The organism is Pseudothermotoga thermarum DSM 5069 (assembly GCF_000217815.1).
Classification (GTDB): domain Bacteria; phylum Thermotogota; class Thermotogae; order Thermotogales; family DSM-5069; genus Pseudothermotoga; species Pseudothermotoga thermarum.
The window spans coordinates 1,603,914-1,630,002 of the sequence record NC_015707.1; the positions used below are offsets into that span (position 1 = coordinate 1,603,914).

Below are 26,089 nucleotides of genomic sequence, written 5' to 3' on the forward strand. Positions count from 1 at the left end.
GTTTTCCAACCACTCTAAAGCCTTTGATTCGGCTATACTTCTTGCTTGCATTTTTCCTCTTTTAAGAAAAAAACTCCTACCGAAAAATTGGGTAGGAGTCATCAGCCTTACGGCATTTTACGGCGGACTCCATCGCCGATAAAACTTGGTCTGAACATATATTAGCACATTTTTTGTTACAGATCAGTATAAAACCTTTTCATCGATATAAACAAGAAAGTACTGCAAACTTTATGTGATTTTGAAGTAAAATAACCTTACGTGACGCAGCTTGTGACATGGGGTGATGACCTTGGCAATACTTTACCTTTTACCCGCCATTTTCTTCGGTTGGTCACTTGGAGCAAGTGCTCCAGCGGCAAGCTTTGGTCCATCCATTGGAAGCGGTATGATAAGCTACCGCAAAGCGGTAGTTGTTGGTTCTATATTCATCGTCATTGGAGCAGTTGTTGGTGGTGCACCTGGCTTGAAGAACATAGGTACGCTTGCAAATTTTTCCACACTGGACGCTGCTTGTGCGTTGTTTGCTGGCGCAGTTGTCGTCACCACAATGACTTGGCTTAAGCTTCCTGCATCAGTTTCGCAAGCTATTCTTGGTGGGATAATTGGTATTAGTGTTAAAAATCAAGGTTTTTTGAGTTTCAACTGGTTTTCTTTGATAAAATTCTTTGCCGCTTGGATATTAACACCCCTTGCTGCTATGTTGGTCGCTTATTTAATCTACGTTTTTCTTTCTGAAATCTTTAGAAAAATCAAAAAAGTCCAGTATCAAGATTTAACTATAAGAATTTTGACTTGGGTTGCAGGTATATACGGTGTTTATTCGCTTGGGGCGAACAACGTTGCAAACGTGACAGGTGTTTTCGTTGGGAATTTGCTCACCATTCCACAAGCTGCTTTGCTAGGAGGTTTGAGTATAGCTTTTGGATTTTTAACTTTCAGCAAAAGGGTTATGATGACTGTGGGAAAGGGTATAATAGAGTTGGACCACTTTTCATCAATGATTGCCATTCTAGGTCAAGCTTTTACCGTTTGGATTTTTAGCTTGGTTGGTATACCAATCTCTGCCACTCAGGCCATAGTTGGAAGTGTGATCGGCGCAGGGTATGCAAAAGGCGAAAGATTAAGCAACCCAAAACTTGTGTACAAAATCGTTGCCGGTTGGACTCAAGTACCCGCCGCAGCAGGATTGATTGCATACACTTTGAAAAGCGTTATTGAAGCAATTTTTCAGCTGACTCAAACACTGTGATAATTCGAATTCTAAAATCCTTTGAAAAAAATTGTAAAACAAGCTTTGCCAGTTTACAAGCTGATTTAAAACCGTCTATTCTATAATTGGAGGTGTCAACTTAAGCTGGGGAATAAGATAAAATAAACGGGAACCAACCTTCTCACCGAAAGGAGGTTCCCGTAAAGATGAAAGTTACAACAACATATATCACCGAGTACCTATACCAAATTATACCAAACCTTTTTCAAAGACAAAGAGTTCCACATGAGGCGAAAGTATGAACTTGCATTAAGGAAGGCAGCAGCCATAATTGGAGTCAGTCATGAAGCCTTGAGGAAATGGTGGACAAGGATGAAAGAAGAGATATTTGCTGAGAAGATAGAAGGCAATGCAGTAGTAGCTATAGACGAGATGAAGGTGAACATAAATGAGGTTAAGAGGAAGAAAGTGATCTATGCGTTGGTCAGCAAAACGCGAGAGAAGGACAAAGCGAGCTTGGTGATGAGACTTAGGGTGAATTTTGTGTCTGGACAAAATACCTCAGTTGAAACATCTGGTTCAGCTCATACATACATCCCTTTACCCTCATTATCCCGTTCCTCCATTTTGTCTCCCTCAGGTTCTTCCTGTGCAAATATACGCTTAACTCCAATAGCTCAACACTCCCAAAATATCCCCCACTTTTTATCCTTACTCGCTCTATCTTGCTGTTTATGCTCTCCACAGGGCCATGGTACTGGGAAGCGAGAAAAAAGAATATGGGATATTGGGAACACGAGCATGAGAGGTTTGGGGAAAGAAGTCTTGTTGAGAGCGTGATAGGGATAACGAGGTACAGGCTGAGGCGTTTTAACATAAGCAGGTTATGGTACAAGAGGAGGGATGAGGACATAGTGAAGTGGCTATTTCCATTTCTTCTATTAGTACAGTTTTCCTTCTTAAGTTGACAGGTCCTAATTTCAGTGAATCCAAATGTAAGGAGGTGGGTACTGTGAGGAAGTTTTTGGCGGTTCTTTTGCTGGTTAGTCTGTGCTTCAGTGTCTTCGCACTCAACGTTATCTACATGATTGGCGATGGGATGGCGGCAAACCAAATTCTTCTGGCAAGTATCCTTGAAGGCAAAATTCTCAACATCATGAAGATGCCGTACACCGGTCTAACTACAACCTATTCGTACGATTCTTGGGTCACCGATTCAGCTCCAGCTGGTACGGCACTTGCAAGTGGTTTTAAAACTTTAAACAGAGCCATAGGAGTCCTTCCAAATGGAGAACCAGTTCCAAGCATGATTGAACTTGCGGCAGAACGTGGTTTTAAAACTGGTATTGTTGTAACCTGCAGGGTCACTCACGCAACCCCAGCTGCATTCTATGGTCATGTTACAAACAGAGATGATGAATTCACATTGGCAGAACAACTTGCAAATTCAAAGGTTGACGTCATAATGGGTGGGGGATACGCTTGGTTCTTACCAACCGATGCAGGTGGAAGAAGAACGGATGGAAAGAATTTGATCGAGCAGATGAAAGCAAGAGGGTACACCTATGTGACCAAAAAGTCTGAACTTCAATCAGTCAAATCCGACAAGCTTTTGGCGTTGTTTGCACCAAGTCATTTGGATGCAGTGCCAGTTAGATCGGGCGAACAGCCAACTTTGGACGAAATGGTTGCAAAAGCTTTGGAAATTCTTTCTTCCAGTGGTGAACCATTCATCTTGATGGTTGAAGGCTCTCAAATCGATTGGGCTTGCCACGCAAACGACGTTTTCTGGACATGGAAAGAAATGATCGAATTTGACAACGCTGTAAAAGTTGCGCTCGATTTTGCTGCAAGGAACGGCAACACATTGGTTGTTGTCACTGGTGATCATGAAACTGGAGGACTTTCTCTCTCAAACGGTGGATATACTATTGAGGTTGAAAAAGCAAGAAAAGTTAAAGGAACAGCTGATTATTTCCTGAGCAAGGTGAAGCTCGACGACTACGAAACATTTAAGGGGCAAGCTATGGAATTCTTCGGTGTTGAGATATCTCAGGACGAATTCAACTACGTCAAGAATGCTTCTAACAAGTCTTATGCGCTAAGCGAAGTCGTCAGCAAGAAATTGAGAATCGGTTGGACAACACACGATCACACTGCTGCGCCTGTGCCTGTTTTTGCCTTTGGACCTGGTGCAGAACAATTTGTTGGCTTTATGGACAACACCGACGTTGCCAAAACTATCATGAAACTTCTTGGATTGCATACACTAAGTTTTCCAAAACCAGTTGCAGCAAAATAGGTCCTTTTAAAAATGCATTTACAGCCGGTGCTTTAAGCACCGGCTTTTTTGTAACCGATGTTACAGAAAGTCATTCGAACAGATTCTATCATTGAATTGAAAGGAGGTAAGAATATGAGTGAGTTTCTGCAAAACAGCGAATACAAAAAGAAGATGATTAAAGAATTTTTGAAGCGCCTTCATGCTGGAGAAGATCTGGAAGCGGTCAAAAAGGAGTTTGAAAACTTCCTTTCAAGTATTTCCCCACTTGAAATTCCGCTCATCGAACAAGAATTACTTAAAGAAGGAATCACGGTGAAAGAAATTGCAAAAATGTGCGACGTACACGTTGAGCTTTTCAGAAAAGCTGTTTCACATGCCAGCAAACAATTTGAAGCGTTGCCAGATGGTCATCCAGTGAAAACGCTTTATCTGGAAAACTTAGAGATAGTTAAGGATGCCGAAGTTTTCAATATGCTGGCAGTCGCTTATTCATCCACGCAAGATTCTACACAAAGATCAATGCTTTACGATCAACTTGTTAAACAATTAAAACAACTTGAGCAAATAGGTAAAACTCATTACACGCGCGAGGAAATGATAATTTTTCCACACATCGAACGACGTGGGATCACAGCGGTACCAACGGTGCTTTGGACGAAACACGACGAAATCAGAGCTTCGATAAAACTGTTTGCTGAATTTCTTCACAAAAACGTTGAAAATCCATCTGAAAGCTTCTTTGATCTTTTAAAGCAAAAGGCCTATCAGCTTTCCTCGGCTATAGTCGACATGGTCTTCAGAGAAAACAACATTTTCTATCCAACGCTTTTAGCTTTGCTTGAAGAAGGAGAATGGGTTGCAATAAAACTTCAGGAAAAGGACATAGGATATTACAAGATCTTACCAAAGGATGAATGGAAATCAGATGCAAAACCAATTTATCCATATCAAGTGGAACCCAAGTTGACCGAGAAGCAACTTGCCAACTTACCACCACAGGTTCAAGCCGCTTTATCCTCAGCTGGCTTATCATTACAACAAGAACCCTTTAAAGTAAGCGAAAATGATCTGCCTTTGGAAGTTGGATACCTATCGCTCGAAGAATTAAAAGCTCTTTTAAACACTCTCCCGTTCGACATAACTTTCATTGATAAAAACGACAGAGTTAAATTCTTCACAGCTCGGCACAGGATCTTTGGTAGAAATCCTTCCATAATTGGTCGAGCGGTTCAGCAATGCCATCCACCAAAAAGTGTTCATATCGTCAACAAGATACTTGAAGCCTTCAAGATGGGAGAGAAAAACGTTGCGGAATTTTGGATACAGATGAACGGAAGATTTATACACATAAGATATTTCCCGGTCAAAGATGCTCATGGAAAATACCTTGGAACAGTAGAGGTTGTCCAAGACGTAACAGAAATTAGAAAACTTGAAGGTGAAAAAAGACTTCTTGATTGGAAAGAATGAATCTACCTCAACTGTTTGCCACGAAAATATTGTACTGTTGTTTTAACCAAGCTATGTTCAACAAACTTGAAGAATCTGCATCCAAGAACAAATGGCAGTTTTGATGAGTTCGCAATATCGATGCCGGACAGTCTGGAGAAATAGGCCCTTCAAGAGCTTTTTTTACAGCCAGAGCCTTTCTCTTTTCTGGAACAACGGCTATTATAGCGCTTGCTGTTAGAATTTGCTTTATCGACATGGTTATGGCTTTTCTTGGAACATCATCTAAAGATTTGAACCAGCCTTCTTTAACCTGTTGAAGCCTGCAAGTTTGATCAAGTTCTACAACTATGTACGGTTGACTTGTTTCAAAATCTGCAGGTGGATCGTTAAAGGCTAAGTGACCATTTTCCCCAATTCCTACAAAAGCCACATCTATGTGATATTTTGAGATAATCTCGCTTAGCCTTTGACACTCACCAGCTGGATTTATAGAATCTCCCTGAATCCAATGAACTTCCCCTGGATGAACTTTTTCAACCAAGTTTTTGCGCAGATAGTACCTAAAACTTGCAGGATGTGTTTCATCTATTCCAATGTACTCATCCAAGTGAAACATCACCGTTTTTGACCAATCGATTCCTTTCTGATGGCACAAGCAATCAAGGAAAACAAGCTGGGAAGCACCGGTTGCTGCTACAAATACAGCTTTGCCATTTTCTTTGATACGCCTCTTCAAAAGTTCAGCCGCCATTTGTGCCGCAGCTTTCGAAGTTTCCTCAAGCGTGGGGAAAATGTATATCTTCATTTCGGTCACCTTTCTACGCCAAACTATCGGTCAATTCTTCTTCATCAAAAGTTTTCTAAGCAACGTAATAGTCCTTTAAAGCTTTTATCAACCATCTTCTAACTGTTTCAGATATCACAAAACTATCTCTTCTTTTGCTGCTTCAAGAATATAGATTAAAGATTGGCAAGGACAAACCGTGAAAAATCTATCCAGTTTTATGAATTATTTTGGCTTCTTAGCTGTTCTAAAACTCTTTCAAAAAGAGGTTTTAACTGAGGTATTCTTTGTTTAACGGTATTCCATACAATCTTGATATTCACCCCAAAATACGCGTGAATCAATTTGTCTCTCATTCCAGCTATGTCTTTCCATGGGATTTCAGGATAGGTGTTTCTAACATCTTCAGGAATATGCTTGACCGCTTCGCCAATAATCTCAAGTGCTCTTACCACAGCGAAAATGGTCTTATCGTCGCTTTTGAATTCTTCAAAGGTCACATTTTCGACAAACATTAAGGCTTTGTCCATATGCAAGATGATATCTTCGATGTAATCTAACACAGTTCTTCTCATAGCATAATTACTTCCTTCAATATTCGCTCACCTATCCGCGGTTTAAGCGACGACTTTTCAACCAAATCAACCTTTAGTCCGAGAAGTTCGCTTAAGTAGTTTTCCATGTTCACGAATTTTATTAAATCGATATTTGCATCATCCTCAAATTCTACAAGTATATCGACGTCGCTTCCTATTGATGCCTCATTTCTCACATACGACCCAAAGATACCGATCTCTTTGACACCATACTTTTCCTTCAACTCTTGTTTATGTGATGCAAGGATGCTTTTTATTTCTTCAACAGTCTTCATATTCATCACTCCTTTTGATGCCACAATCGATTGTTGCTTTTTTCGTTTCTTGTTTTGAATGATTAACCGATGAGAAACATTCCACTCACATTATACATCACTGGTTTTGTCAGATCAAGAAAAAGATAAAGACTTCCACTGGGATACGCAGCAGAGGTTTGGAGTACAACAGTTCAAGAAAACACTACGAGCAGCAACGTTGAAGGAAAACGTATGAAAACCTGCTTGTGAATTCAGGGAATGTTACAAAACGACATAATCTTTGTGCGAATGGCAATCGAACCTGTCAACTTAAGAAGGAAAACTGCACCAGTTAAAGAAAGACCAAATCATTTCTTCTTTTGAAGATCAATCACGCACAGTGAAAAGATACCACCAAAGACAAGCTTTCCATTTGCAACTGATTTTGCTATTTTCACAGCCGAGCCGATATGTTTATTTCTTTCTTCATATCCGTGTGCTCTTAGTTTCAATCTGTTCGCACTGAAGGCGTTTATAAGGAGTATATCCGCACCTGCTAAGATATATTCTTTCTGGATTTTTGCAACTGCAGAAGGCTCTTTGATATTCAAAAATTCAATCAAATCTATTTTGTATTCACTTTTGAAAAACTCAGTTCCATAAGCACCGTCTAAAAAGAGAACTCTTTCTTGAAGAAGATTTTTGAATTCAGATCTTTTCACCGAAATCCCTTTTGCAAAATAAATTGTTGTTAGAATAATTCTATCATATGTTCCGCTTTTGTCGTAAAATTATTTAACAGGTGGTGAGAAGATGAGTAGAAAAGTTGTAACACCCTTGTCTTTAGAAGAAACTCTAACAATTTTGAGAAAAGAGAAATCGTATTTAATTGAAACTTTTGGTGTATCTGAGATAGGAGTTTAAGGTCGATCTTGTCACAAAATCCGCTCTAAAACCAAGAATGCGTGATGTCGTATTGAATAAAGTGATTTATGTCTAAAAAAAGACATTGCGAATTTGTACTACTTGATATACTCGACGAAATAGAGAGAATAAGAAAGTTTATTACCATATCAAAAAATTTGAGGAAAATGAGCTAATCCTTTATGCCGTTCAAAACTATAATATAAATCAAAAGCCCGGTTTAGACCGGGCTCAACCTTATCTTCCTTCATTCCCACTTGTAATGTTCCTTCATCTTTTTGTTGAATGGAAGGTTCATTATCTCGTCCAGAACTGCTTTGACTTGTTCGTATGACTTTGTTCTAGGATCTCTAATCAAAAATTCTTCAAGAACCTTCTTGTCCCCAGTCAAGAACGCTTCAACAGCCATTTCCATTCTCATTATTCTTGGCATGAGGAAATACTTGATTATCCTTGAAGTCAAAGGTGGATCGATTTTTTCTGGATGTATCCCGCTTGCATCGATGATACACGGAACTTCAACCACCACATCGTTTGGTAACTCTGGAATGATACCGTTGTTGAGAATGTTTAAAAACAATCTTGCCGGTTTGTTGTTCACCAAAGCGTTTATAAATGGAATCTGTTGTTCCCCACTTAATTTGTCAAGTCTAAATTCTTCCGGAAAGACTTGCGACAATTTAACAGTTTTGTCCTGTGCAAGTGCCAACAACTTTTTTCGTAAAGCTCTCAATTCCTCGTAAAATTTCGGTCTTTCAACTTCGTTGTCTATCCCACCGAACTTTCCGTACCACTTTTTCTTGGTCTCCAAATTGTAATGGTATTTCCAACTTCCGTTTCTCACCGTGTCTCCTATCGGCAGCATTCCATAAAATTTGTACATATCGATGGCTGCAGGACTTAGTTGAACATCCCAAGGGCTTTTTGGCTCCCACTGGCTGGATTTTTCTTCAATCCATTTGTCAAATAGTTTATATGCATCCTCACCATTGTAGCGAAATCTGTTCAACCATATTCCGTGGTTGATACCAGCAACCTGCCAGTCGACTTTTTCAAACTCCAACCCAAGTGCTTCAAAAACATCCTTAACATGCGCAAAACCATGACAGAAACCAATGATCTTTGTTTTCGTACTTCTAAGCACAATTTGAGTTATTTCCATAACAGGATTTGCAGTTTGCATCAAATAAGCATTCGGGCAAATCCTTTCAACTGCTTTGGCTATTTCAAGTGAGGTATTCAACTGGTTGAAATTCGTGATTGTGTAGTAATCAGACACCATGTTGAATTCTTGGCTATCAATTCCACGGTAATAACCATGTTTTTCACCAACTTGCCGCATAATCTCGTATTGTGTGTATCCATCCTCTTCTCCTTCACCTTTTGCAAGAACTGTGTTGACTATGAAGTCGGCTCCCTCAAGGGCTTTTTCCAAACTCGTTGTGCTTTCGATTCTCAAATCTGCTCCAATCTCGTTCATTGCTCTTTCAGCCAAGTTGTGCACGGCTGCGAGTTTTTCAGAATCAATGTCCATGAGACACACATAACTTTCCCAAAGTTCTTTGGTTTTGCAGATGTCTAAAAACAGTTGCAATGTGTACCGTACACTTCCTGCGCCGAGGAAGACTATTTTCACGCTGGACAAATTAATCCCCCCAGTTTGTTTTAATGACACAAATATTTTAACTCACTCTATATTGCTTCCACTTACCCTTCGAGAAAACAAAATAAGCATACAGCAACTCGGCGATTTCGGCGATTATGAAAGAATACCAGATGTAATTGCTTGGCAGTTTAAGAACAAGCGCAACTAAAACAAGATATGGCAGTTGAGCAAACCATCTTCCAACAACACTTGCAAACATCGCCGGTAAGGTGTTACCAGAACCAAAGAATGCGCTCATCATCGAGATGGCAAACGAGGCAAAGAGCATTGACCAAGAACCAATCCTCACAGCCGCAATCCCTTCAGTAATAGCTTCAGATTCATGCAAAAACAAACCTATGATAGTTTTCGGAGAAATGTTAGCGAGCACGATAAAACCTAGAACAAAGAGTGAACCATAAACTGCGGCAAGCCAGACGGTTTTCTCTGCCCTTTCGACTTTGTTGGCACCAAGGTTTTGCCCTACAATCGCACTTGCGCCCATCGAAAAACCCATCAAGGGAATAAAGGAAAGACCAACTAATCTGCTCACAACTCCTGCCGCTGCCAGTGTGTTTGCACCGTAGAATCCAAGGATTTTTACCAAAACAGCATTTGAAGCACTTCTAAGTAGCATCTCAAAACCACTTGGTAGTCCTATGGTAATAAGCTTGACGTCGATTTCTCTATCAAGTTTGAACAATCCTTTGATGGATATCTTCACAGGTCCGATTCCCTTCAAAAGCACCAAAAATCCCCATACAAAGGCAACGACGGTGCACAAAACAGTTGCCACGGCTGCTCCAGCTACTCCCATTCCGAAACCACTGATACCAAGAAACGGTACATCGTCAAAGATGAAAATCGGATCAAGAAAAACGTTCAAAATCGCACTTGTTCCCATTATTATCGTCGGTAAACGAGACTCTCCCGTCTGCCGCATGGCTGTGTAGGTAGAATAGGTCATAAAGAAGATCGGCATAAAAAAGCTTCGCCAATAACCATATTGAAGCCCATAGTTGACAACTTCTTGATCCTTGCTGAAAAACCTCATCAAAGGTGGGAGAAAGACTATCAACAAACCGGAAGCAATCAGCGCAACGAAAGCTTTGAAAACCAATGTTTGTTCAACGATTCTGTTTGTTCTTTCATAGTTCTTTGCACCGTAGTTTTGTGAGATCAGCGATACAGAACTTACACCTATTATTTCGTTCAAAACTTCAATTAACCAGAAAACCGACGAAAAAACTGCCACGCCAGCAATCGCTTTTGCAGATACTTGTCCGATCCAAAACATGTCCACAATATCGTACAAAGCCTGAAGTGCAAAACCTCCCATCGTGGGAAAAGCCATGTAGAAAAGATTTCTTGTCAAACTGCCTTGTGTTAGATCTCTACTCAAATTCGTACACTCCCTTGTAACAGCCAAAAAGATTTTAACATATGCAGATTTTCGTTTAGTCATGCAATCGATGCTATAATGGAATTGTCAAAATTCATTCCTAAAGCATTCAAACACCGCTGTTGCAGACTTAATGTGGGGAGAGCGTATGAAAAGAACAACTGTCATTCTTATGTTGCTGGCTATCAATTGTTTTGTTCTTTCCATACATGTTAAAGTGGGGATCTACAGCAATCCTCCGCAAGTTGATTTGGTCGATGGTAAACCAATGGGTTTGTACGTTGAGGCTATCGAAAAGATGGCGCAAAAGTACGACTGGAACGTAGAATATGTGTACGACAGTTTTGCAAACTTACTCGACAAACTCTTGAAAAAAGAAATAGACATAATGACTTCAATAGCATATACCGAAGAAAGAGCAAAACTTTACGCGTTCAACAATCATGCTTTGTTGCTGAACTGGGGAGTTGTTTGTTCACGCCAGGTTGTGACCAGCTTGTTTCAGCTCGATAAGAAAAGAATTGCTGTGGTACCTCGAGATGTGTACGCTACCGCTTTGCGAAAAATGCTTACTGAATTCAATCTTACGGCGGAATATATCGAAGTCTTAGATTATGGACACGGTCTTAAGTTGGTCAAAGAAGGCAACGCCGATGTAACGGTTGTAAGTAGGATCTTTGCTGTTCTCAATGCTTCAAAGTACGATCTTCAAATAGGAACTGTTGTTTTCTCGCCTGTCGAGCTTCGGTTTGCTTTCCCAAAAGACTCCGAAAAAACACCAACTTTGATTCAACAAATAGACGAATACCTTGCAGAACTGAAAAGCGATGAGAAAGCCTACAATGAACTACTTGGAAGATACCTTGGCACCGTCGTTGAAAAAAGGTTTATCCCAAAGTGGTTGGTATGGCTTTTGATTGGTCTTGGTGCAGCTGGTTTTTTGCTTTGGTTGTGGAACAGAACTCTTGAATCAGCCGTGAGGAAAAGGACGAAAGAGCTGAACGAAGCGTTGAAAGAGTTAGAAGCAAGTTCTGAAGAGATAAGAGCGATGAACCAGCAACTGACAGCGACAAACGAAGAACTTGAAGCGCAATCTGAAGAGTTGAAGGCTGTGAACGAAGAGTTGGAAAAGGTACTTGGTCAACTGGAAAAGTCGCTGGAAAGGTTTACAGATTCTTTGGACAAAATTTCAAACGTCATAATTTGTGAAGATGAAGAGCTGGAAGATCAAATAAAATCGTTGATAAAGATAGCGCTTGATCGAGAAGATGTGGAAATAGTCAAGGCTGCTAAGAACGATGAAAATTCTTTGCGCTTTAAGTTGGGAAAAGATTTCTCACTGGTTGTGAACAGGTCAGAAAATTTAACTATCCCCCAGATTGAAGCACTCAACACACTGGCAAAGCTGTTGAGAATACTTCTTGAGGTAAGAGAGTATTTGAAAGAAAAAGAAGAGTTCAGCAAGAAGGTTATAAATGTTTTGCTGGAAACTTTGAGGTTGCACGAATCACACACAGCAGAACATGCCAAGAGGTTGGCGGAGTTTTCAAAACAACTGGCTTTAAAGCTTGGTTTGGACAGAGAAAAAGCAGAGCTGGTTGGTTGGGCTGCATTGGTGCATGACATAGGTAAGCTTGCCGTTGACAAAGACATATTGAACAAACCAGGGACGTTGACGAAGGAAGAGTACGAAAAGGTGAAAGTTCATCCAGTGATAGGGGCAGAGTTGTTGAAGATGGGAGGACTTGAAGAGATAGCAAGGATAGTGAAGTATCATCATGAAAGGTATGATGGAAATGGATATCCAGAAGGTTTGAAGGGAGAAGAGATACCGATAGAATCAAGGATCTTGTGCGTGATAGATGCTTTTGATGCGATGACATCGGATAGGCCGTACAGGAAGGCAATGACGGTTGAACAAGCAGTTGAAGAGCTTAAGAAAAACAGCGGAACACAGTTTGATCCGAAAGTTGTAGAAGCATTTTTGGAATTGATAAAACAGAATACCCAGTAATTCAAATTGTCTTTACAAGCGCCGCAAGGTTATCTTGGATGTTATTATCTTTCTTTATTTTTCACAAAAATTGAAGCACTTGAATAGCTGCACCAAAACTTCATCAGTATACTATATATTGGACGCGTTTTTTCTAAAACCCTCCTTGAAAAAAGCCGGCTTTGATTGTTAAGGATTTTTTGAGTTAACGTACCAACATTTTTCTTCCACCAAATGACTCTTTACTTTGTTCATATACATATGTATACTATATTTATGGACGGCGCCGTTCGAAAAACCAAAAGGAGGGGAAACTGGTGACAACTCTTGAAACTTTGAGTTTCGTGGGGAAATTGGTGTACCTTGGGATCTTTCTCGTTGAAAGGCCAAAGGATGGGGAGAACAAGAAAAAGGAAGTCAAGGAAATGGTTCATTCAATCGTTAAAACTTATGGTATCAAACTTCCGGTGCCTGAGCCAATCTTTGAATTCATGCTGGACTTTGCAATCGACAGAATAGTGGACAGCTTGAACAAAACGATTTGGAGGAAAGCGCAATGACGTACGAAAAACCACAAACTTTAGAAGAAGCTTTCGAAAAGTTCTCCCCATTCTTGTTCAAACTTGCAAAAACCACTTGGCAAAAACACAGGCACAGAATAACATCTTACGACGATCTAATTCAATCGATTCGTTATCTTTTCATCTACGCTTACAAGATGCACGATCCAGCTAAAGGACCTTTCAAAGCCTATATGAAAACTATTGTTACACAAAAGCTCAAACACATGCTTGCTGGAGGAAATCCTCCATGGTGCAAAGAAAGTCCCTTCACCTTCTTAAAACAAAGAAAAATCGATTGCATTTATCTTGAAGACGAAGATGTGCTAGACAGCCTCTGTCAAAAGCAAATGTAAAATCACCCCCGCGCGAGGCGGGGGGTTTTTTCAATGTAGTTTGTTCCTTATTGCGACAACCTCTTCAGGTAAGACCAAACCGTTCTTCCTGCAGTACTCACGGTAGACCTTTTTGAAATTTTCAGCACAAAATTCACCCTAATTTCTCATACTCCCAAATGCTCATCCAAGTCCCCAATTTTCTCTATGACAAATATACTCTTACCTATCTTCATCAACGTATCTTTGTTTACTTTGTTCAATTTTTTATGTATTCTTCAAGTATTTCTCCAAATTTTTCTTCTAACAACTCAATTACCATTGTTTTGATGCCTTTTTCTACACCCTTTTGAATGCCTATTTTCTTTCGTTTCTTCATTGCTTCCATTATCGGCTTTTCAAAGTTTGTTATCATCTCATTCACCACCTTGCTATCCTCTATCACCTTCTGACTACACCGGAAATGTTAACTTAAGCTGGGAAATACGATAAAATAAACGAGAACCAAACCTTTTTCAACGACAAAAAAATACCACGGGAAAAAAGAATTTGCTTACGAGTCAATTATGAAGCTTTGAGAAAATAGAAGACAAGCTGAGGTCGTCTGCAAGGAGTATATCCGCATCTGTTAAGATATAGCCTTTCTAGATTTTTGTAGCTGCAGAAATAATTCTATCATACGTTCCACTTTTTTGGTAAAATTGTTTAGAAGATGGTGAGAAGATGAGTAGAAAAGTTGTAACACCTTTGTCTTTAGAAGAAATTCTAACGGAAAAGAGAAAGCGTATTTAATTGAAAGTTTTGGTGTATCTGAGATAGGAGTTTTCGGTTCTTTCGCAAGAAAGGCGAACAATCGTAACAGCGATATAGATATCTTAGTTGACTTTCAAATTGGTATGAAAACATTCGACAATTTTATGAATCTAAAATTCTACCTTGAAGACCTTTTTGGCAGAAAGGTTGATCTTGTCACAAAATCTGCTCTAAAACCAAGAATGCGCGATGTCGTATTGAAGGAAGTGATTTATGCCTAAAAAGGACATTACCAAAGGGTTTTTTCACAAAATACTTGCTTGGCCTCACATCGATATCCCCATACCCTGGCGAAAATCTCATCGTACCTTTTCCAAATTGTTTTCGAAGCTTTTTGTCGAAAATTTCGTTCAGTTTTTCGACAGCTTCTGAACCCCAAGCATCAAAATGTAGGATTCAAAGACATCTACCTTTGAACGTTCTTCTATCACTTCATATAGCCTTTTCCCAGGCGTTGAAACAAAGACAGTTACCCCCTTAGCACTTTCAAGAACAGACGGAACAGCTTCTTTTCTTAGATGCGAAATATCAAACACATCGTACCAAAACTTTGGTTATACATACTTTAAGGCTTCCAAAAAAAGCGAGTTTACTTTCTTCAAAAAACCTCCTATCCCTTTCATAACAAGTAATATCAAACGATGTTTAATAAAACTCAATCGCCCAAAAAGAAAAAGCAAGCGTAGCTATGTGCCGCGCTTGAATTGTTTTACTTGACTTAATCTCTGATGCACCCTTTAGATTGGGCACAACTTTTCTGTAACTCCCGAATAAGATGTTCTCTCGAACCTGTCAACTTAAGAAGGGAAAACTGCACCGATCAAAGAGGAAACCATAACCTGCTTATGTTAAAACGTCGCAACCTGTACGTCGTTATCCCTATCACGCTCTCAACAAGACTATTCTCCACAAACTCTCGTGCTCGTGTTCCCAATACTAATCGGGAACCTTCTTTCCGTGTGAAGAGTTGGTTCCCGTTTATTTTATCGTATTTCCCGACTTAAGTTGGCAGCTCCCTATTGTCGTTTCTTGAATGATTAATCACTGAGCAACATTCTATTTATATTCTACATCACCAAGTGTCTCAGTCCAAAAAGAAGGATCTTACCAGCCCAGAGAGTACTATGAGTGGTATGTGTTGAGGTAAAGCGCATGAAAAACTGCCTAAAATTTCAAGAAACATTACAACTGACTGGTTCCAATCCACCTTGATGTAAAGAAGCACCGTTTACGTTTTTGATCAACAGAAAAATTGAATACACCCTTTGTGAGGACGACGAGATTTTGGATTATCTCTATCAAAACCAATAATAGACCAAAACTACCCCCGCGCTGCGGGGGTTTTGCCATACATCATAAAAAGCTTAAAGATCTTCTTGCTGTGGGATAATTGAAATATCATAAAGGTTGATTATCCTTAAAATGGCTAAAAGCTTTTGCTTAAAATAGCTCAAACATCAACAAAATTGGCAACTTTAACCACCAAATTGGCAAAAACTTTGGCAAGCATGAAAATTTTTTGCGATATCGTCGTTTGCTTTGAAAAGTGTGAGGTTTTTATTGGTTTATCATTTCTTTCAACCTCGAAAGCAGATATTTCTTTAACTTTCTGACATCACGTAGGAGCATTGAAAATACATCTTTGTAGATAAGTACCACCAAACCTAAACCAATTAACCCAGAAGTTACTCCAGAGAAAGTGTTAAAGAAAGTGTTCACGAAAGCAACAAAGACTAAGATAGAAATTGAAAGATACGCTCTTTTAAAGTCATATCCAACAGGATAAAACTTGTTGGATGCCCAGCCTTCTATTGCAAAAACTATTATCATTGACAGACCTGTTGAAATTGCTGCGCCTTTGGCACCAAAGAGTGGTATAAGTGCTAAATTTCCAAAAACGTTTGCAATCAAAGCAGAGAAGTCAGATACAATGAACCAATGTGTTTTTTTTGCAAATTCAATACCTCGCGCAACTGTAAATGCCATCATGATAAGTGTCGGATAAAGAAGAAGAAAAGGAGAAATTTGTGCGGCAGTTCTGTAAGTTGAACCTAATAGTAGAAAGACTATATCCTTTGCAGAAATAAAGACTATTGACACAGTTATCATTCCAAATGCGACAAAGTTAAACATTTTTCTGAAGATCTGTTTATTATTTTCAGCGTTCTCGTGGTACAACCTAAGGGCATATGGGCCCCAAAAATTTGAATATCCAGCAGTTATAAGTGTTGTAAGTGAAACTAATTTATAACTTGCTGAATAGAAACCAACTTCTTCAAAGGTGGTAAAGAGTCTTAACATAAATCTATCCGTAAATATTAAAGCTTGATATGAAAGGGATGCAAATACCAATGGGGCAGAATATTTCACTATGTTAACAAATTCTTTAGAATCAAACTTTGGCTTAAGCCAATATTTTGCTTTGAATGGTAAGCCAATTAAAAGTCCCATGAACACGGAACCTAATGTTGCCAATATCAGCGTCTCGTACGTTCGTAAACCAAGAAATGTTAAAACGATTATTATCAAAAAGTTGCTAAGACTTTTGGAAATTTGCACAAGTGAATAGTATTTTCCTTTGTTTTCGAGCCTTAAAAGAGTTTCGTTGTATAGCTGAAATACTGAGAGAAATAAAGCTATTCCAAGTAAAGCCGGAACCTTTCCCTGGGAATTTCCAGCTACAAAACTATTTACTTTTTTCTCTAAGACTATCAAAAATATCCAGGTGACTGATACCAAAGCCAGCGGCAGAGAAATCGATGTCCAAAGAAGTGTGCTTTTTTCATTTTCATCTTTTGCGTAATAATGCCGTATGAAAGCATTATGCGTGGAGAACAAACAAAGTGGAAAGAGAAATCCTAACAACATTTGAAAAGTGGTGCTTTTTCCGAATTCTTCTGGGGAAATTATTCTTGTCACAGTGGGAACCTGAATGAATGATAAGAAAAAACTTACCCATGTTCCCGCTGAAAATGCAAAATAACTTTTTATAAAATTTTTTTTATAATCAAATCCCACTTTTGAATCATTCCTTTGGTTTGCATATTATTAATTTTTAAGAACTATGTGAAGTTAGAATATTTCTACACTATTCACCTCACAGTGGGCCTGTCAACTTAAAAAAACCACGCAAGTAATATAAAGAAAAGAAAAACTAGCTTCTGTATCCTCTCATATCTATGTTACAAAGTATCCTCTTGCTTTCCAATAATAAAGGCCTTTGTCTGTTCTCAGCCTACCTGTTATTCTTTTTACGCATCTTGCTCATCAATAATAAATATACCAACTGGAATCATTTATGTTTATCTTCATCTTTACAAAGCTTCATGGCTTGTCTCAAATCTTAAGTGCTGCCTTTCTCAGTATAAATCCATTAAATCACAAAGTTTTGGTTTTTCATTAATCTTATCGCATTCTGCAGTTTAAGTCACCTAACTTGATTTCTTATTTCTTAAGGGATGAGATATGTTTCTCAAAAATACTTCCTCGAACACAAAAATCTCACTTATTGGATTTGACATTGAACTAATGAATAACATTAATATTGTTTTCTTGGACGTTTCCTCTATTGTTTCAAGGATATCGTCTGCAAACCTATCATTAGCAATAAACTATAATACTTTATAAAGTCATATTAATTGACTCATATTTGAATCATTTTTTAAGCAAATTATTTGTTTATCTTTTAAAAAAGGTATTTTTTCTTCTGTGTTGCTTATTGAAGCATTGTTAATCAAATTTTGGTATTTTATTTATTTTCTATATATGCTCTCGAGCATTTTAGTTATGAAATGGGCCATTGTAACTTGAAGTTAGAATGCCAATTTTATTGATGGTTTCCCATCTTAATTAATGAACAAAATCTATATAACAGAAGAATATACCTCGAGTAGTTTAGCTACATAGACTTCAGAACTATGATTTTTCAGCACATATTTGCGAGCGTTAGATCGCACATGGAAAAGCGTTTCGTAGTTTTCTTTACAATATATTATTGCATCAATGATATCTTTCGAACTTTTTTGCGAGATAACCACACCTGTATCCAGGTGCTTTACAATTTCTTTCAATCCCCCAACATTTGTTGCGACAACAATTTTTTCGCAAGCCATACCTTCCAATGCAGATAATGATGTTGCTTCTTCAACGTCTGTCGAGGTGATTGATGGAACTAATATTACATCAGATAATTGGTATAGCTCTTGGACTTTTCCATACCCAACATTTTCAATAATTGCATAATTGTCGTTTTCTCGCATTATTTTGAGTATCTCTTTTTTTAGCGCTCCTCTTCCGGCAAATATGAAGAAAAAGGAATTATCCTTTATTTTTGCAAATGCTTCAGCAGCATATATGACACCATTTTTTGGCACAAATCTTCTGGGTACAAGCACGACAAACGCATCCTTAGGTATTTTATATTTTTTCCTTAAAGCTTCTTTCTCTTGATAATTTACAGGCTTAAATAAGTTCTCGTCTATAAAGTTATACATTACTACTACTTTTTCCTTTGGGACTTTGAATTTTTCAATAATATAATTTGCTATTCGTGTATCAACTGCTATTATCTTTTTAGCTTTAGTATATCCTCTTTGTTCAATTTCAGTCAACCAATTGTATAAGTCCTTATACTTTGATTTATCTAATCTTGCGTAATCAAAAAACTCATTGGCAAGGTATCCGTGAACCGTCAAAATGATATTATTACTATCAACAAATGTTGAAGTTACATCGTGACAGTGAGTAATTTCCCCTGAACATATTTGTTTACTGAAGAATTTTATTTGGTTGTTTATTATATGTTTTCCATATTTTGTGTAATTAAAAAATGCTCGAATGAGTCTTGAAATTACGCGTTCCAAAAATGTGTTATGATAATATATTCTATTTATGGAAATCCCTATTTGACCAAGTCTATTTTCCAAAATTTTTATATGTGCATGCTTTCCTCCTATTATTGGTTCAACCGGCGCATCTGCAGAAACAAGGTCAATTCTTCTTATCTTATCCATATTTATTTGCCTCCTTTTAATTTAATTCACTTCGATTATTCTGAACCGTTCTTTCACAAACCTGGTACTCCATTTCTACTATTTTTTTCCACGTGTAATTTTGCGCATGATCAATGAGCCTTGATATATTATATCCATTTTTCAAAATTTCCACAACCTTTTCAGCAAATCTTTTTTCAAAATTTTCCCCCTCAGGAACAACTAAATCCTCAAAACCTATCGCTTCAGGGATTCCCCCCACCTTACTTCCAATTGTTATAACACCGCACGCTTGTGCTTCAATCAAAACGGCTCCAAATCCCTCATTTCTACTTGGCAATATCATCACATCCATTGTATTCATCCATTTTGCAACTTCTTCGTGTGGAACTATTCCGGTGATTATATAATCTAGTCCTTTCATTTCTTTCTCTATCTTTTTCCTAAGTGGCCCATCTCCCACAATGATAAACTTTACGTTTTTTCCTTCATTAGCAATGTATCTGAAAATCTCAGGAAGTTTATCTGCCCTCTTTACTAAACTAAGGCTGCCAACAAAGCCCACGTATTTTGCCTCAGAGTTGTATATTCCAAATTCCCGCCTTAACTGATTTTTATCCATTGGTTTAAAAACATTTGGATCATATCCGTTTCCAGTCACAACAGCGTTTTTTCCTGAATATCCCATGGATTTTGCTTTTTCAAGAAGTTTATTGCTAACGAAAACGCACTTTGAGGCATTTTCCAAAACTTGCAAGTATAAGTTGATATTTTTTGGCATACAATAATTTATATCGCTACCATGCAGATGAACAACATATGGTTTTCGAATTTTTTTGCTCAACCTCATGGCAATTATTCCGGCAGGTAATCCTTCGTACATCCCATGAGCATAAATTAAGTCATATGATCGAAGATTTATACGAGACAATAAAAATTCCTCTAAGACACTAATTTGTTTTTCGTAATTTCTTCCAATTCGCCTTTTAATAACTTCAATTAACCCTTCTGTGTAATCGCATACAATTGGTGTCTTACCAGCAATATCTGTAGGTACCAATGTATGTTTTCTCAAGATTTTTCGCAACATGTTGACTGTCCAAGAGCTTTTAAACCATGTAATAACAACATCATAATCTACTCCAAATGTTTGCTTGTAAACAATCAGTCTTTTTTCTATAAAGCTTGCACCAAACGTTGAATGCTTCCTTTTCATTGGAAATAAATTTGTTATGAACAAAATTTTCATTTGCCTTCCCCTTTTTTCCAAGTCAAGCCACAAAACTCACATCTTTAGCAAGATTTCAACAATTCTTTTTGCCGATTCTCCATTTCCATAGACATCTGAAAAATGTTCAATTTTCTTTGTTAGAATGCTTAGAAAAACCTTATAGATATCACCACAACTTGAAAGCCTATTCCACCCAATTTCCACAAGCTCTCTCCAACCTGTGTCTGGCATCACAACTATTGCACGCTTGCCACAAAAATACGCCTCTTTCTGCAACCCACCACTGTCTGTTATCACCAAACTGCTCTTCTCCACCAACCCCATCATCTTCAAATAATCCAACGGCTCTAACAACAAAACTCCTTTTTCTATCCTACCCATAAGCCCAAACTTTTCAAGCATCTTCTTCGTCCTTGGATGTACCGGAAATACAATCTGCATCTGCTTCGATATCTTGTTCAAATTCTCAACTATAGCCTCGAGATTCTCTCTGTTGTCTGTGTTGAAATCCCTGTGAATTGTGCAAACTATGTATTCATTTTCTTTTAAACCGTATTCTCCTAAGACTGAATAATCAAAAAACGGTTTCATCTTCAAAAATAAATCGTACATCACATCTCCAACAAAGTAAACTCCTTCAGTTATTCCTTCTTTCTCAAGATTTTTCACAGCAAGCTGTGATGGACAGAATAACAATTTACTAACATGGTCTGTGACAACTCTGTTTATCTCCTCTGGCATATCCTTTGGTTTTTGCCTTATACCTGCTTCAACATGCGCAACAGGAATCTTTAGTTTTGCCCCAACAAGCGCACCTGCAAGTGTTGTGTTTGTATCTCCATAGACAAGAATTACATCAGGTTTTTCTTTAAGAACAACTTTTTCAAATTCGATCATTATTTTCCCCGTAACTTCTCCATGCAGTCCTGAACCAACGTTGAGATTGTAATCTGGTTCTTTCATCCTTAGTACTTCGAAAAACACATCTGACATGTTGTAGTCGTAATGCTGTCCTGAGTGAACCAAGATCTCTTGAATACCAGCTTTTTGCAATTCTTCTTGAACAACGGCTTCTTTGATGAATTGTGGGCGCGCACCAACTAAGGAAAGAACTCTCATTTTTGTTTTCCCCTTTGCTTATCAACTAATGCTGTCTTTGCGTCTCTATACGCGCTTTCATAACATTTTTTACCCAAGTTTCTATCGAAAAGTTTTCCTTTACTGTATTATAAGCATTTTCAGATATTTTTTCAGCAAGATCCGAAGGCAAAGTCAAAACTTGAAAGATTTTTCTGGCTAGTTCTTCAACATTTCCGTATTCAAATGTGAAGCCATTGTAATTTTCCAAAATTACTTTCTCATATCCCTCCCCTTTTGAAATTATCGGAATCATCCCATAAGACATTGCCTCTAAAAGCGCGTAATTCAGAAAAACAATCTCGCTTATGAGGACGAATATCTTACTGTTTCTATAGAATTCATGAGGATTATCTGTAAATGGTAATACCTCAATTTTTGTCGAAAACTTCTTATTATGTTCTTCTACAGCTTTTAGAACCTCATATTCATACTCAGGATCCATTGAAGGTGTCCGGTTTAACACATTAAATCCCACAATTTTTACTCTAACGTTCGGTTTGTTTCCGTAGACGTGCTGATACTGTTCTTCGAAGAAACCAATAGCTGTAACCAAATCCTTTGCTTTCTTTACTCTATGTATTCGATTTAACCAAAGAATGTGAATTTCTCTCTCAGAAATACGCTTTATAGTTTCCCATTCCGGTAATGGTATACAGTTTGGTTGGAAAATAGTTTTGTTTTCTAATTTTTTCTGTTTCAGTATTATTTGTAAACTGTGAAACTCTTTTACAATGATTAAATCAACAAAATGTAACGCTTTCCAAGTTAACAATCTTTTTAGGTTATCCTTTAAACGTTGAATCAAATTCTTTCTTCTATTAGCAAATGGATCGTTTCGATAAAGTTCCCAACCTATTATAACAATTGAAGTGTTTATTCCAAGAATCTTTGAAAAAATAATTATTGGGAAAGTTAGAACAGAATAATCATATATTTCTAAGTAGTCCGGTTTTTCTTTCAGCAAGCTCCAAAAAACCTTTAGAGTCTTAAAGAATGGATTCTTTGGAAGACCAATTATTTTAGCATTATATCTTTCGTTTACTTTTTTATTGGTTCCATACAAATCAGAAGCCAGTACGACTACCTCATAGCCTAATTTTTCGTACGCTTTTACAAGATAACCATATTTGTCTAGGAAAAATGGCAGAATTCCAATCATTATTTTTCTTGCCTTTTCCATGGGAAATCTCTCCTTCATTTACAGTATAGATCTTCAAGAATTTTTTTCAATCTAATTTCCATCAGCTTCCACGAGTATTTTTCTTCATAAAGTTTTCTAGCATTTCGGGAAAATTCAGTCAGTAATTGCCTGTTGCTTTTCAGAATTAAAATGGCTTGTTTAAAGGAATCTGCATCGTAGTTTACAATTAAACCTATTTTTTCTTTTTCTACAATATGCTGTAGTCCCATATCTTTCCCGACTATTATTGGTTTGCCAAGCATCATTGCTTCGTAAAGTTTGTTAGGAGAAGCGCGTCTGTTATTCGGAATTTTCGGATCATAGATTGCAACCAAAAGATCACAAGCTTTACTGTATTTCAACACTTGCTCATAAGAAAGCTTTCCATAAAAGACTACCCGCTCACATTTTTTTGATGCATTTAGAACAAATTCTTCCAAGACTCCGAAGCCACCTATATGAAGCTCAAGATCCTCATCTTGCATCACTACTTCGACGATTTGTTTTATAAATCTGTCTTCAGAAAGTAATCCAAAATAAGCTATTTTGAGCCTCTCTGATTTATTAAAATTGCTTTCTGGTGTTACTGTTTCATTGGCGAAGATATCTTCAGGCGTATTGTAGATGATCTCAACTTTATGCCTAAATTGTTTTGGTATTTCCTCAATTCTTTTATCATCGACTACGATTATCTTTGTGGCTCTCTTCATAATAAGAATATCCATAAAATCAAAAATCGGTTTGAGGATTCTCGGAACTTTGTATGCTGATGTGAATTTGTCTGCTATGTGATAGACGTATTTATATTTTTGACTATAAACACAGGAAAATAAGAAAGCAACAAATGTCATAAGAAAATCTATTGAATATATAATCTGAATCTCGTTTCTTACGGACCTTAGCACATTGTACGCTTTGAATACGTAAGAAAATATTCCCCAAAAATTTTGCAGTCCTAAACCATGCTTTATTCTTGATGATATTTCAAAATAAGTTACATTATCTAGTGGAACTTCTTTACGAATTACGCCGCTTGTGGCAGACTCCGAAACCCCCACCACGTATACCTTATAGCCCATTTGCGAAAATGTTTTTGTAAGTTTGAACATTAACGAATTTGATAAAAGCTCGTTTTGATACATAATTGCTATTCCTTTTTTCATGTTCATAATATTCACCCCTAATAGTTTTGCATTTCTTAACACAACTTCTCCCATCAGAGTCTTTAAATTCTGCATGTTCTATTTCAACATACGAAACTACTGATTATATGCAAATTGCTTCATACCTTCAGATTGTTTATAAAAGCAGGAAATATATACATTAGGAGCTGTTATAAATATTTTTTACTCCCACCGAAATACTCTTCGTGTATTGTAAGCGTCGAGTAAAAGCAATCCTTGAAATGAATTTTAATAGCGTGTAAAGTATCAGATATAATAAAAACGAACCGGACCTGTCAACATAAGAAGGAAAACTGCACTAATAAGAAATGGAAACAGCCTTTCACTATGTCACCAACCTGTAACTTGCTATCCCTATCACATTCTCAACAACACTTTCCCCCAAACCTCTCAGCAAATATCTTTTCCTCAGAGCTTCATGCCTAATTCCAATTATGGCTGCTGCCTTCCTTAATGCAAGTCCATAAAAGCACAAAACCATGCAGATACTTCCATCCTTACGGGAACTTCCTTTCGGTGAGAAGAGTTGGTTTTTGTTTATTTTATCGTATTTCCCAGCTTAAGTTGACACCTCCTTGATGTAATACTAATTTTTACTCATTTTTATCAATTCCAAAGTTTCAGATCAGATTGAAAGAAATATTGCCGGAATAGTTAGAAACAAAAGCGTTAGAGCATATACAGATATCAAATTTGATGATTTAAAGTTCGAATTGATTACTCTCTCAGAAGGAATTAATAATGAAATAGATGTTAAAACATAGATGACTCCCCTAAAGCGAAGTTCGGTTGAACCGTAATAAAAATATACGTAAATAACGACAAAAAGAGCTAATATAAGAAGAGAAAAAATTCTACTTGGAAATCTACCGGTAATCTTTGGGATACTTTTTAAGTTGATTACGTAGATGGGCAAAGTAAAATACCATAACAATGAGCCAATCGATGAACACACGTTCCCAATGTAAGTATAAAATTGAAAATACCTTTGTGAGCCAAACATCGATCTTATAGGGCCTGGACCAAGAATCAACCTGAAGACTCCTAGAAAATATCCCAAAACTCCCAGTTTCTTGTATTCACTGTATCCTTTCTCTAGAAGATTTTCTCTAGCCTCAAGCCAAATGATAATATTTTTGAGATATAGAGAAATAAAAACATAGATTAGGATCAATAGAAGCACTACGAGTGCAAGTTTCATTCCTAAGCGTTGAACACTAATCAACCTGAAAAAATGTACGAACAAAACTAAGAAAGGTATTATAAATCCCCAGGGCCTTACGCTAACTAAGGAAGTAATAAAGAATATCAAGTATAATGTGAAGAAGACAACTTGAGAAGGTAAGGATCTTCTTCGTTTAAAATAAATGAAGTAAATGTAAACAGATAAAATTGTTAAGAACAAAAACAAGACATCCTTGAGATTTCTTAGAAGTGAATATATTACTAAGGGATTTAAAATTGTAGTAAGGTATACGTAAGTTGGTACTTTTTTTCCAAGGAATTCATCTCTTAAAATCTCAAGACCTATTACAAAACTCAGGTCAAGAATAAGTAAATTGGACAAGTTGTTCCAAAATACACTTTTAAATGGGGAAGTCATTTGTATCAAAGCACCATAAAGAATGTATCCAAAATTATTAAATCCTCCCATATTTCCATCAAGTAACTGAAGGATTCCGTTCCAGTAATACTCGGCATCGCTCCAGTATACTTGTCTATTCCATATTGAGGTTAGTTCTACTCTATATAAAGTAAGAATCACAGCTTGAAGAAGAAGGGAAATAAATAGCAATAAGTTTCTATGTATGAATCGTTGTTTCTTAAGAAAAAAGAACAAAATCAAAATTTCGGCAAATATGATTAACATAGCTAATTCCTCCACAAATTTCTAATAATCGTACTAAACATTATACAACTTAACCATTTCCATAAGCAAGATCAAAGTCAATTGAAAATTAGGTATTTTTTATAACTAATCCTAGAACGCTCAATACAAATCTAGTCACGTTGTCAATATGATCGCACCGATATCCATTCTTCCAGTAATTTATAAAATTACTCTGACACCCGCTCCTTGTAACAATCGCTGCAACACTTGATGCATAACTGCAAGAAAAACTAAC

24 protein-coding genes and 1 riboswitch are annotated in these 26,089 nt (G+C 37.4%); of the genes, 8 read left to right on the plus strand and 16 right to left on the minus strand.

Features of this window, described 5'->3' with window-relative positions; genetic code table 11:
- Window positions 1-85 precede the first annotated feature (85 nt).
- Window positions 86-146: riboswitch (Fluoride riboswitch) on the minus strand.
- 140 nt (window positions 147-286) lie between these two features.
- From THETH_RS08035 to THETH_RS08050, 4 genes are all read left to right on the plus strand, one after another.
- The gene (locus tag THETH_RS08035) at window positions 287-1,252 is read left to right on the plus strand and encodes an inorganic phosphate transporter (protein ID WP_013932855.1); all 966 of its coding nucleotides are present in this window, start codon (window positions 287-289) and stop codon (window positions 1,250-1,252) included.
- A gap of 246 nt (window positions 1,253-1,498) precedes the next feature.
- Entirely contained in the window at window positions 1,499-2,053 is a 555-nt protein-coding gene (locus THETH_RS10950; RefSeq protein WP_052295989.1) for a hypothetical protein, read from the plus strand.
- A gap of 172 nt (window positions 2,054-2,225) precedes the next feature.
- Entirely contained in the window at window positions 2,226-3,515 is a 1,290-nt protein-coding gene (locus THETH_RS08045; protein ID WP_013932857.1) for an alkaline phosphatase, read from the plus strand.
- Between the two features lie 114 nt (window positions 3,516-3,629).
- On the plus strand, window positions 3,630-4,967 hold the full coding sequence (locus THETH_RS08050; protein WP_013932858.1) for a DUF438 domain-containing protein: 1,338 nt from the start codon (window positions 3,630-3,632) through the stop codon (window positions 4,965-4,967).
- Window positions 4,968-4,974: 7 nt separating this feature from the next.
- On the opposite strand, the gene THETH_RS08055 is transcribed toward THETH_RS08050, so the two are convergent.
- The 6 genes from THETH_RS08055 to THETH_RS08080 all read right to left on the minus strand — a co-directional run bounded on the left by THETH_RS08055 (window position 4,975) and on the right by THETH_RS08080 (window position 10,536).
- Window positions 4,975-5,754 (minus strand): glucosamine-6-phosphate deaminase, encoded by a 780-nt coding sequence (locus THETH_RS08055; protein WP_013932859.1) that lies wholly within the window; start codon window positions 5,752-5,754, stop codon window positions 4,975-4,977.
- A 197-nt stretch (window positions 5,755-5,951) separates the two neighbouring features.
- Entirely contained in the window at window positions 5,952-6,308 is a 357-nt protein-coding gene (locus tag THETH_RS08060) for a HepT-like ribonuclease domain-containing protein (RefSeq protein ID WP_013932860.1), read from the minus strand.
- Window positions 6,305-6,604: a nucleotidyltransferase family protein gene (locus tag THETH_RS08065; protein WP_013932861.1), complete on the minus strand. Its 300-nt coding sequence runs from the start codon at window positions 6,602-6,604 to the stop codon at window positions 6,305-6,307. The genes THETH_RS08060 and THETH_RS08065 overlap by 4 nt, the downstream gene beginning before the upstream one ends.
- A 329-nt stretch (window positions 6,605-6,933) precedes the next feature.
- Window positions 6,934-7,287: a homocysteine S-methyltransferase family protein gene (locus THETH_RS08070; protein ID WP_013932862.1), complete on the minus strand. Its 354-nt coding sequence runs from the start codon at window positions 7,285-7,287 to the stop codon at window positions 6,934-6,936.
- Between the two features lie 449 nt (window positions 7,288-7,736).
- Window positions 7,737-9,134 carry an alpha-glucosidase AglA gene (gene aglA / locus THETH_RS08075; RefSeq protein ID WP_013932864.1) on the minus strand — a complete coding sequence of 466 codons (1,398 nt, stop codon included), beginning with the start codon at window positions 9,132-9,134 and terminating at the stop codon, window positions 7,737-7,739.
- Window positions 9,135-9,171: 37 nt separating this feature from the next.
- A complete protein-coding gene (locus THETH_RS08080) occupies window positions 9,172-10,536 on the minus strand; it encodes an MATE family efflux transporter (protein WP_013932865.1) in 1,365 nt (454 codons plus the stop codon).
- A gap of 148 nt (window positions 10,537-10,684) precedes the next feature.
- Here THETH_RS08080 and THETH_RS10380 point away from each other — a divergent pair, with 148 nt between their 5' ends.
- The 3 genes from THETH_RS10380 to THETH_RS08095 all read left to right on the plus strand — a co-directional run bounded on the left by THETH_RS10380 (window position 10,685) and on the right by THETH_RS08095 (window position 13,445).
- Complete coding sequence (locus tag THETH_RS10380; protein ID WP_013932866.1) at window positions 10,685-12,550, plus strand: HD domain-containing phosphohydrolase; 1,866 nt, start codon at window positions 10,685-10,687, stop codon at window positions 12,548-12,550.
- 296 nt (window positions 12,551-12,846) lie between these two features.
- Entirely contained in the window at window positions 12,847-13,089 is a 243-nt protein-coding gene (locus THETH_RS08090) for a hypothetical protein (protein ID WP_013932867.1), read from the plus strand.
- Window positions 13,086-13,445: a sigma factor gene (locus THETH_RS08095; RefSeq protein ID WP_013932868.1), complete on the plus strand. Its 360-nt coding sequence runs from the start codon at window positions 13,086-13,088 to the stop codon at window positions 13,443-13,445. The genes THETH_RS08090 and THETH_RS08095 overlap by 4 nt, the downstream gene beginning before the upstream one ends.
- 238 nt (window positions 13,446-13,683) lie before the next feature.
- Here the strand turns inward: THETH_RS08095 and THETH_RS10720 are convergent, their stop codons facing one another.
- On the minus strand, window positions 13,684-13,839 hold the full coding sequence (locus tag THETH_RS10720; RefSeq protein ID WP_013932869.1) for a hypothetical protein: 156 nt from the start codon (window positions 13,837-13,839) through the stop codon (window positions 13,684-13,686).
- A gap of 376 nt (window positions 13,840-14,215) precedes the next feature.
- On the opposite strand from THETH_RS10720, the gene THETH_RS10575 reads away from it, so the two are divergent.
- Window positions 14,216-14,458, plus strand: coding sequence for a nucleotidyltransferase family protein (locus THETH_RS10575; protein WP_083815723.1), 243 nt, complete (start codon window positions 14,216-14,218; stop codon window positions 14,456-14,458).
- A 129-nt stretch (window positions 14,459-14,587) separates the two neighbouring features.
- On the opposite strand, the gene THETH_RS08100 is transcribed toward THETH_RS10575, so the two are convergent.
- The 9 genes from THETH_RS08100 to THETH_RS08135 all read right to left on the minus strand — a co-directional run bounded on the left by THETH_RS08100 (window position 14,588) and on the right by THETH_RS08135 (window position 25,833).
- Window positions 14,588-14,773, minus strand: coding sequence for a hypothetical protein (locus THETH_RS08100; protein WP_041446440.1), 186 nt, complete (start codon window positions 14,771-14,773; stop codon window positions 14,588-14,590).
- Window positions 14,774-15,794: 1,021 nt separating this feature from the next.
- Window positions 15,795-17,255, minus strand: a complete 1,461-nt coding sequence (locus THETH_RS08105) for an oligosaccharide flippase family protein (RefSeq protein ID WP_013932870.1) — start codon at window positions 17,253-17,255, stop codon at window positions 15,795-15,797.
- An 845-nt stretch (window positions 17,256-18,100) separates the two neighbouring features.
- Window positions 18,101-19,249 (minus strand): glycosyltransferase family 4 protein, encoded by a 1,149-nt coding sequence (locus THETH_RS08110; RefSeq protein ID WP_013932871.1) that lies wholly within the window; start codon window positions 19,247-19,249, stop codon window positions 18,101-18,103.
- 16 nt (window positions 19,250-19,265) lie between these two features.
- Window positions 19,266-20,477, minus strand: coding sequence for a glycosyltransferase (locus THETH_RS08115; protein WP_013932872.1), 1,212 nt, complete (start codon window positions 20,475-20,477; stop codon window positions 19,266-19,268).
- Between the two features lie 36 nt (window positions 20,478-20,513).
- Complete coding sequence (wecB, locus tag THETH_RS08120; RefSeq protein WP_013932873.1) at window positions 20,514-21,578, minus strand: non-hydrolyzing UDP-N-acetylglucosamine 2-epimerase; 1,065 nt, start codon at window positions 21,576-21,578, stop codon at window positions 20,514-20,516.
- A gap of 25 nt (window positions 21,579-21,603) precedes the next feature.
- Entirely contained in the window at window positions 21,604-22,779 is a 1,176-nt protein-coding gene (locus tag THETH_RS08125) for a glycosyltransferase family 4 protein (RefSeq protein WP_013932874.1), read from the minus strand.
- A 14-nt stretch (window positions 22,780-22,793) separates the two neighbouring features.
- Window positions 22,794-23,948 (minus strand): glycosyltransferase family 4 protein, encoded by a 1,155-nt coding sequence (locus THETH_RS08130; RefSeq protein ID WP_041446441.1) that lies wholly within the window; start codon window positions 23,946-23,948, stop codon window positions 22,794-22,796.
- 340 nt (window positions 23,949-24,288) lie between these two features.
- Entirely contained in the window at window positions 24,289-24,444 is a 156-nt protein-coding gene (locus THETH_RS10955) for a hypothetical protein (RefSeq protein WP_013932876.1), read from the minus strand.
- Window positions 24,445-24,588: 144 nt separating this feature from the next.
- Entirely contained in the window at window positions 24,589-25,833 is a 1,245-nt protein-coding gene (locus THETH_RS08135; RefSeq protein WP_013932877.1) for a hypothetical protein, read from the minus strand.
- Between the last annotated feature and the right edge of the window lie 256 nt (window positions 25,834-26,089).

Excerpts from the sequence above, each read along its gene's own strand:
- THETH_RS08035 (WP_013932855.1), top strand. The coding sequence starts at position 287 with ATGACCTTGGCAATACTTTACCTTTTACCCGCCATTTTCTTCGGTTGG.
- THETH_RS10950 (WP_052295989.1), top strand. The coding sequence starts at position 1,499 with ATGAGGCGAAAGTATGAACTTGCATTAAGGAAGGCAGCAGCCATAATT.
- THETH_RS08050 (WP_013932858.1), top strand. The coding sequence starts at position 3,630 with ATGAGTGAGTTTCTGCAAAACAGCGAATACAAAAAGAAGATGATTAAA.
- THETH_RS08055 (WP_013932859.1), bottom strand. The coding sequence starts at position 5,754 with ATGAAGATATACATTTTCCCCACGCTTGAGGAAACTTCGAAAGCTGCG.
- THETH_RS08060 (WP_013932860.1), bottom strand. The coding sequence starts at position 6,308 with ATGAGAAGAACTGTGTTAGATTACATCGAAGATATCATCTTGCATATG.
- THETH_RS08065 (WP_013932861.1), bottom strand. The coding sequence starts at position 6,604 with ATGAAGACTGTTGAAGAAATAAAAAGCATCCTTGCATCACATAAACAA.
- THETH_RS10380 (WP_013932866.1), top strand. The coding sequence starts at position 10,685 with ATGAAAAGAACAACTGTCATTCTTATGTTGCTGGCTATCAATTGTTTT.
- THETH_RS08095 (WP_013932868.1), top strand. The coding sequence starts at position 13,086 with ATGACGTACGAAAAACCACAAACTTTAGAAGAAGCTTTCGAAAAGTTC.
- THETH_RS10720 (WP_013932869.1), bottom strand. The coding sequence starts at position 13,839 with ATGATAACAAACTTTGAAAAGCCGATAATGGAAGCAATGAAGAAACGA.
- THETH_RS08110 (WP_013932871.1), bottom strand. The coding sequence starts at position 19,249 with ATGGATAAGATAAGAAGAATTGACCTTGTTTCTGCAGATGCGCCGGTT.
- THETH_RS08115 (WP_013932872.1), bottom strand. The coding sequence starts at position 20,477 with ATGAAAATTTTGTTCATAACAAATTTATTTCCAATGAAAAGGAAGCAT.
- wecB (WP_013932873.1), bottom strand. The coding sequence starts at position 21,578 with ATGAGAGTTCTTTCCTTAGTTGGTGCGCGCCCACAATTCATCAAAGAA.
- THETH_RS08125 (WP_013932874.1), bottom strand. The coding sequence starts at position 22,779 with ATGGAAAAGGCAAGAAAAATAATGATTGGAATTCTGCCATTTTTCCTA.
- THETH_RS08130 (WP_041446441.1), bottom strand. The coding sequence starts at position 23,948 with ATGAACATGAAAAAAGGAATAGCAATTATGTATCAAAACGAGCTTTTA.
- THETH_RS10955 (WP_013932876.1), bottom strand. The coding sequence starts at position 24,444 with ATGGTTTTGTGCTTTTATGGACTTGCATTAAGGAAGGCAGCAGCCATA.
- THETH_RS08135 (WP_013932877.1), bottom strand. The coding sequence starts at position 25,833 with ATGTTAATCATATTTGCCGAAATTTTGATTTTGTTCTTTTTTCTTAAG.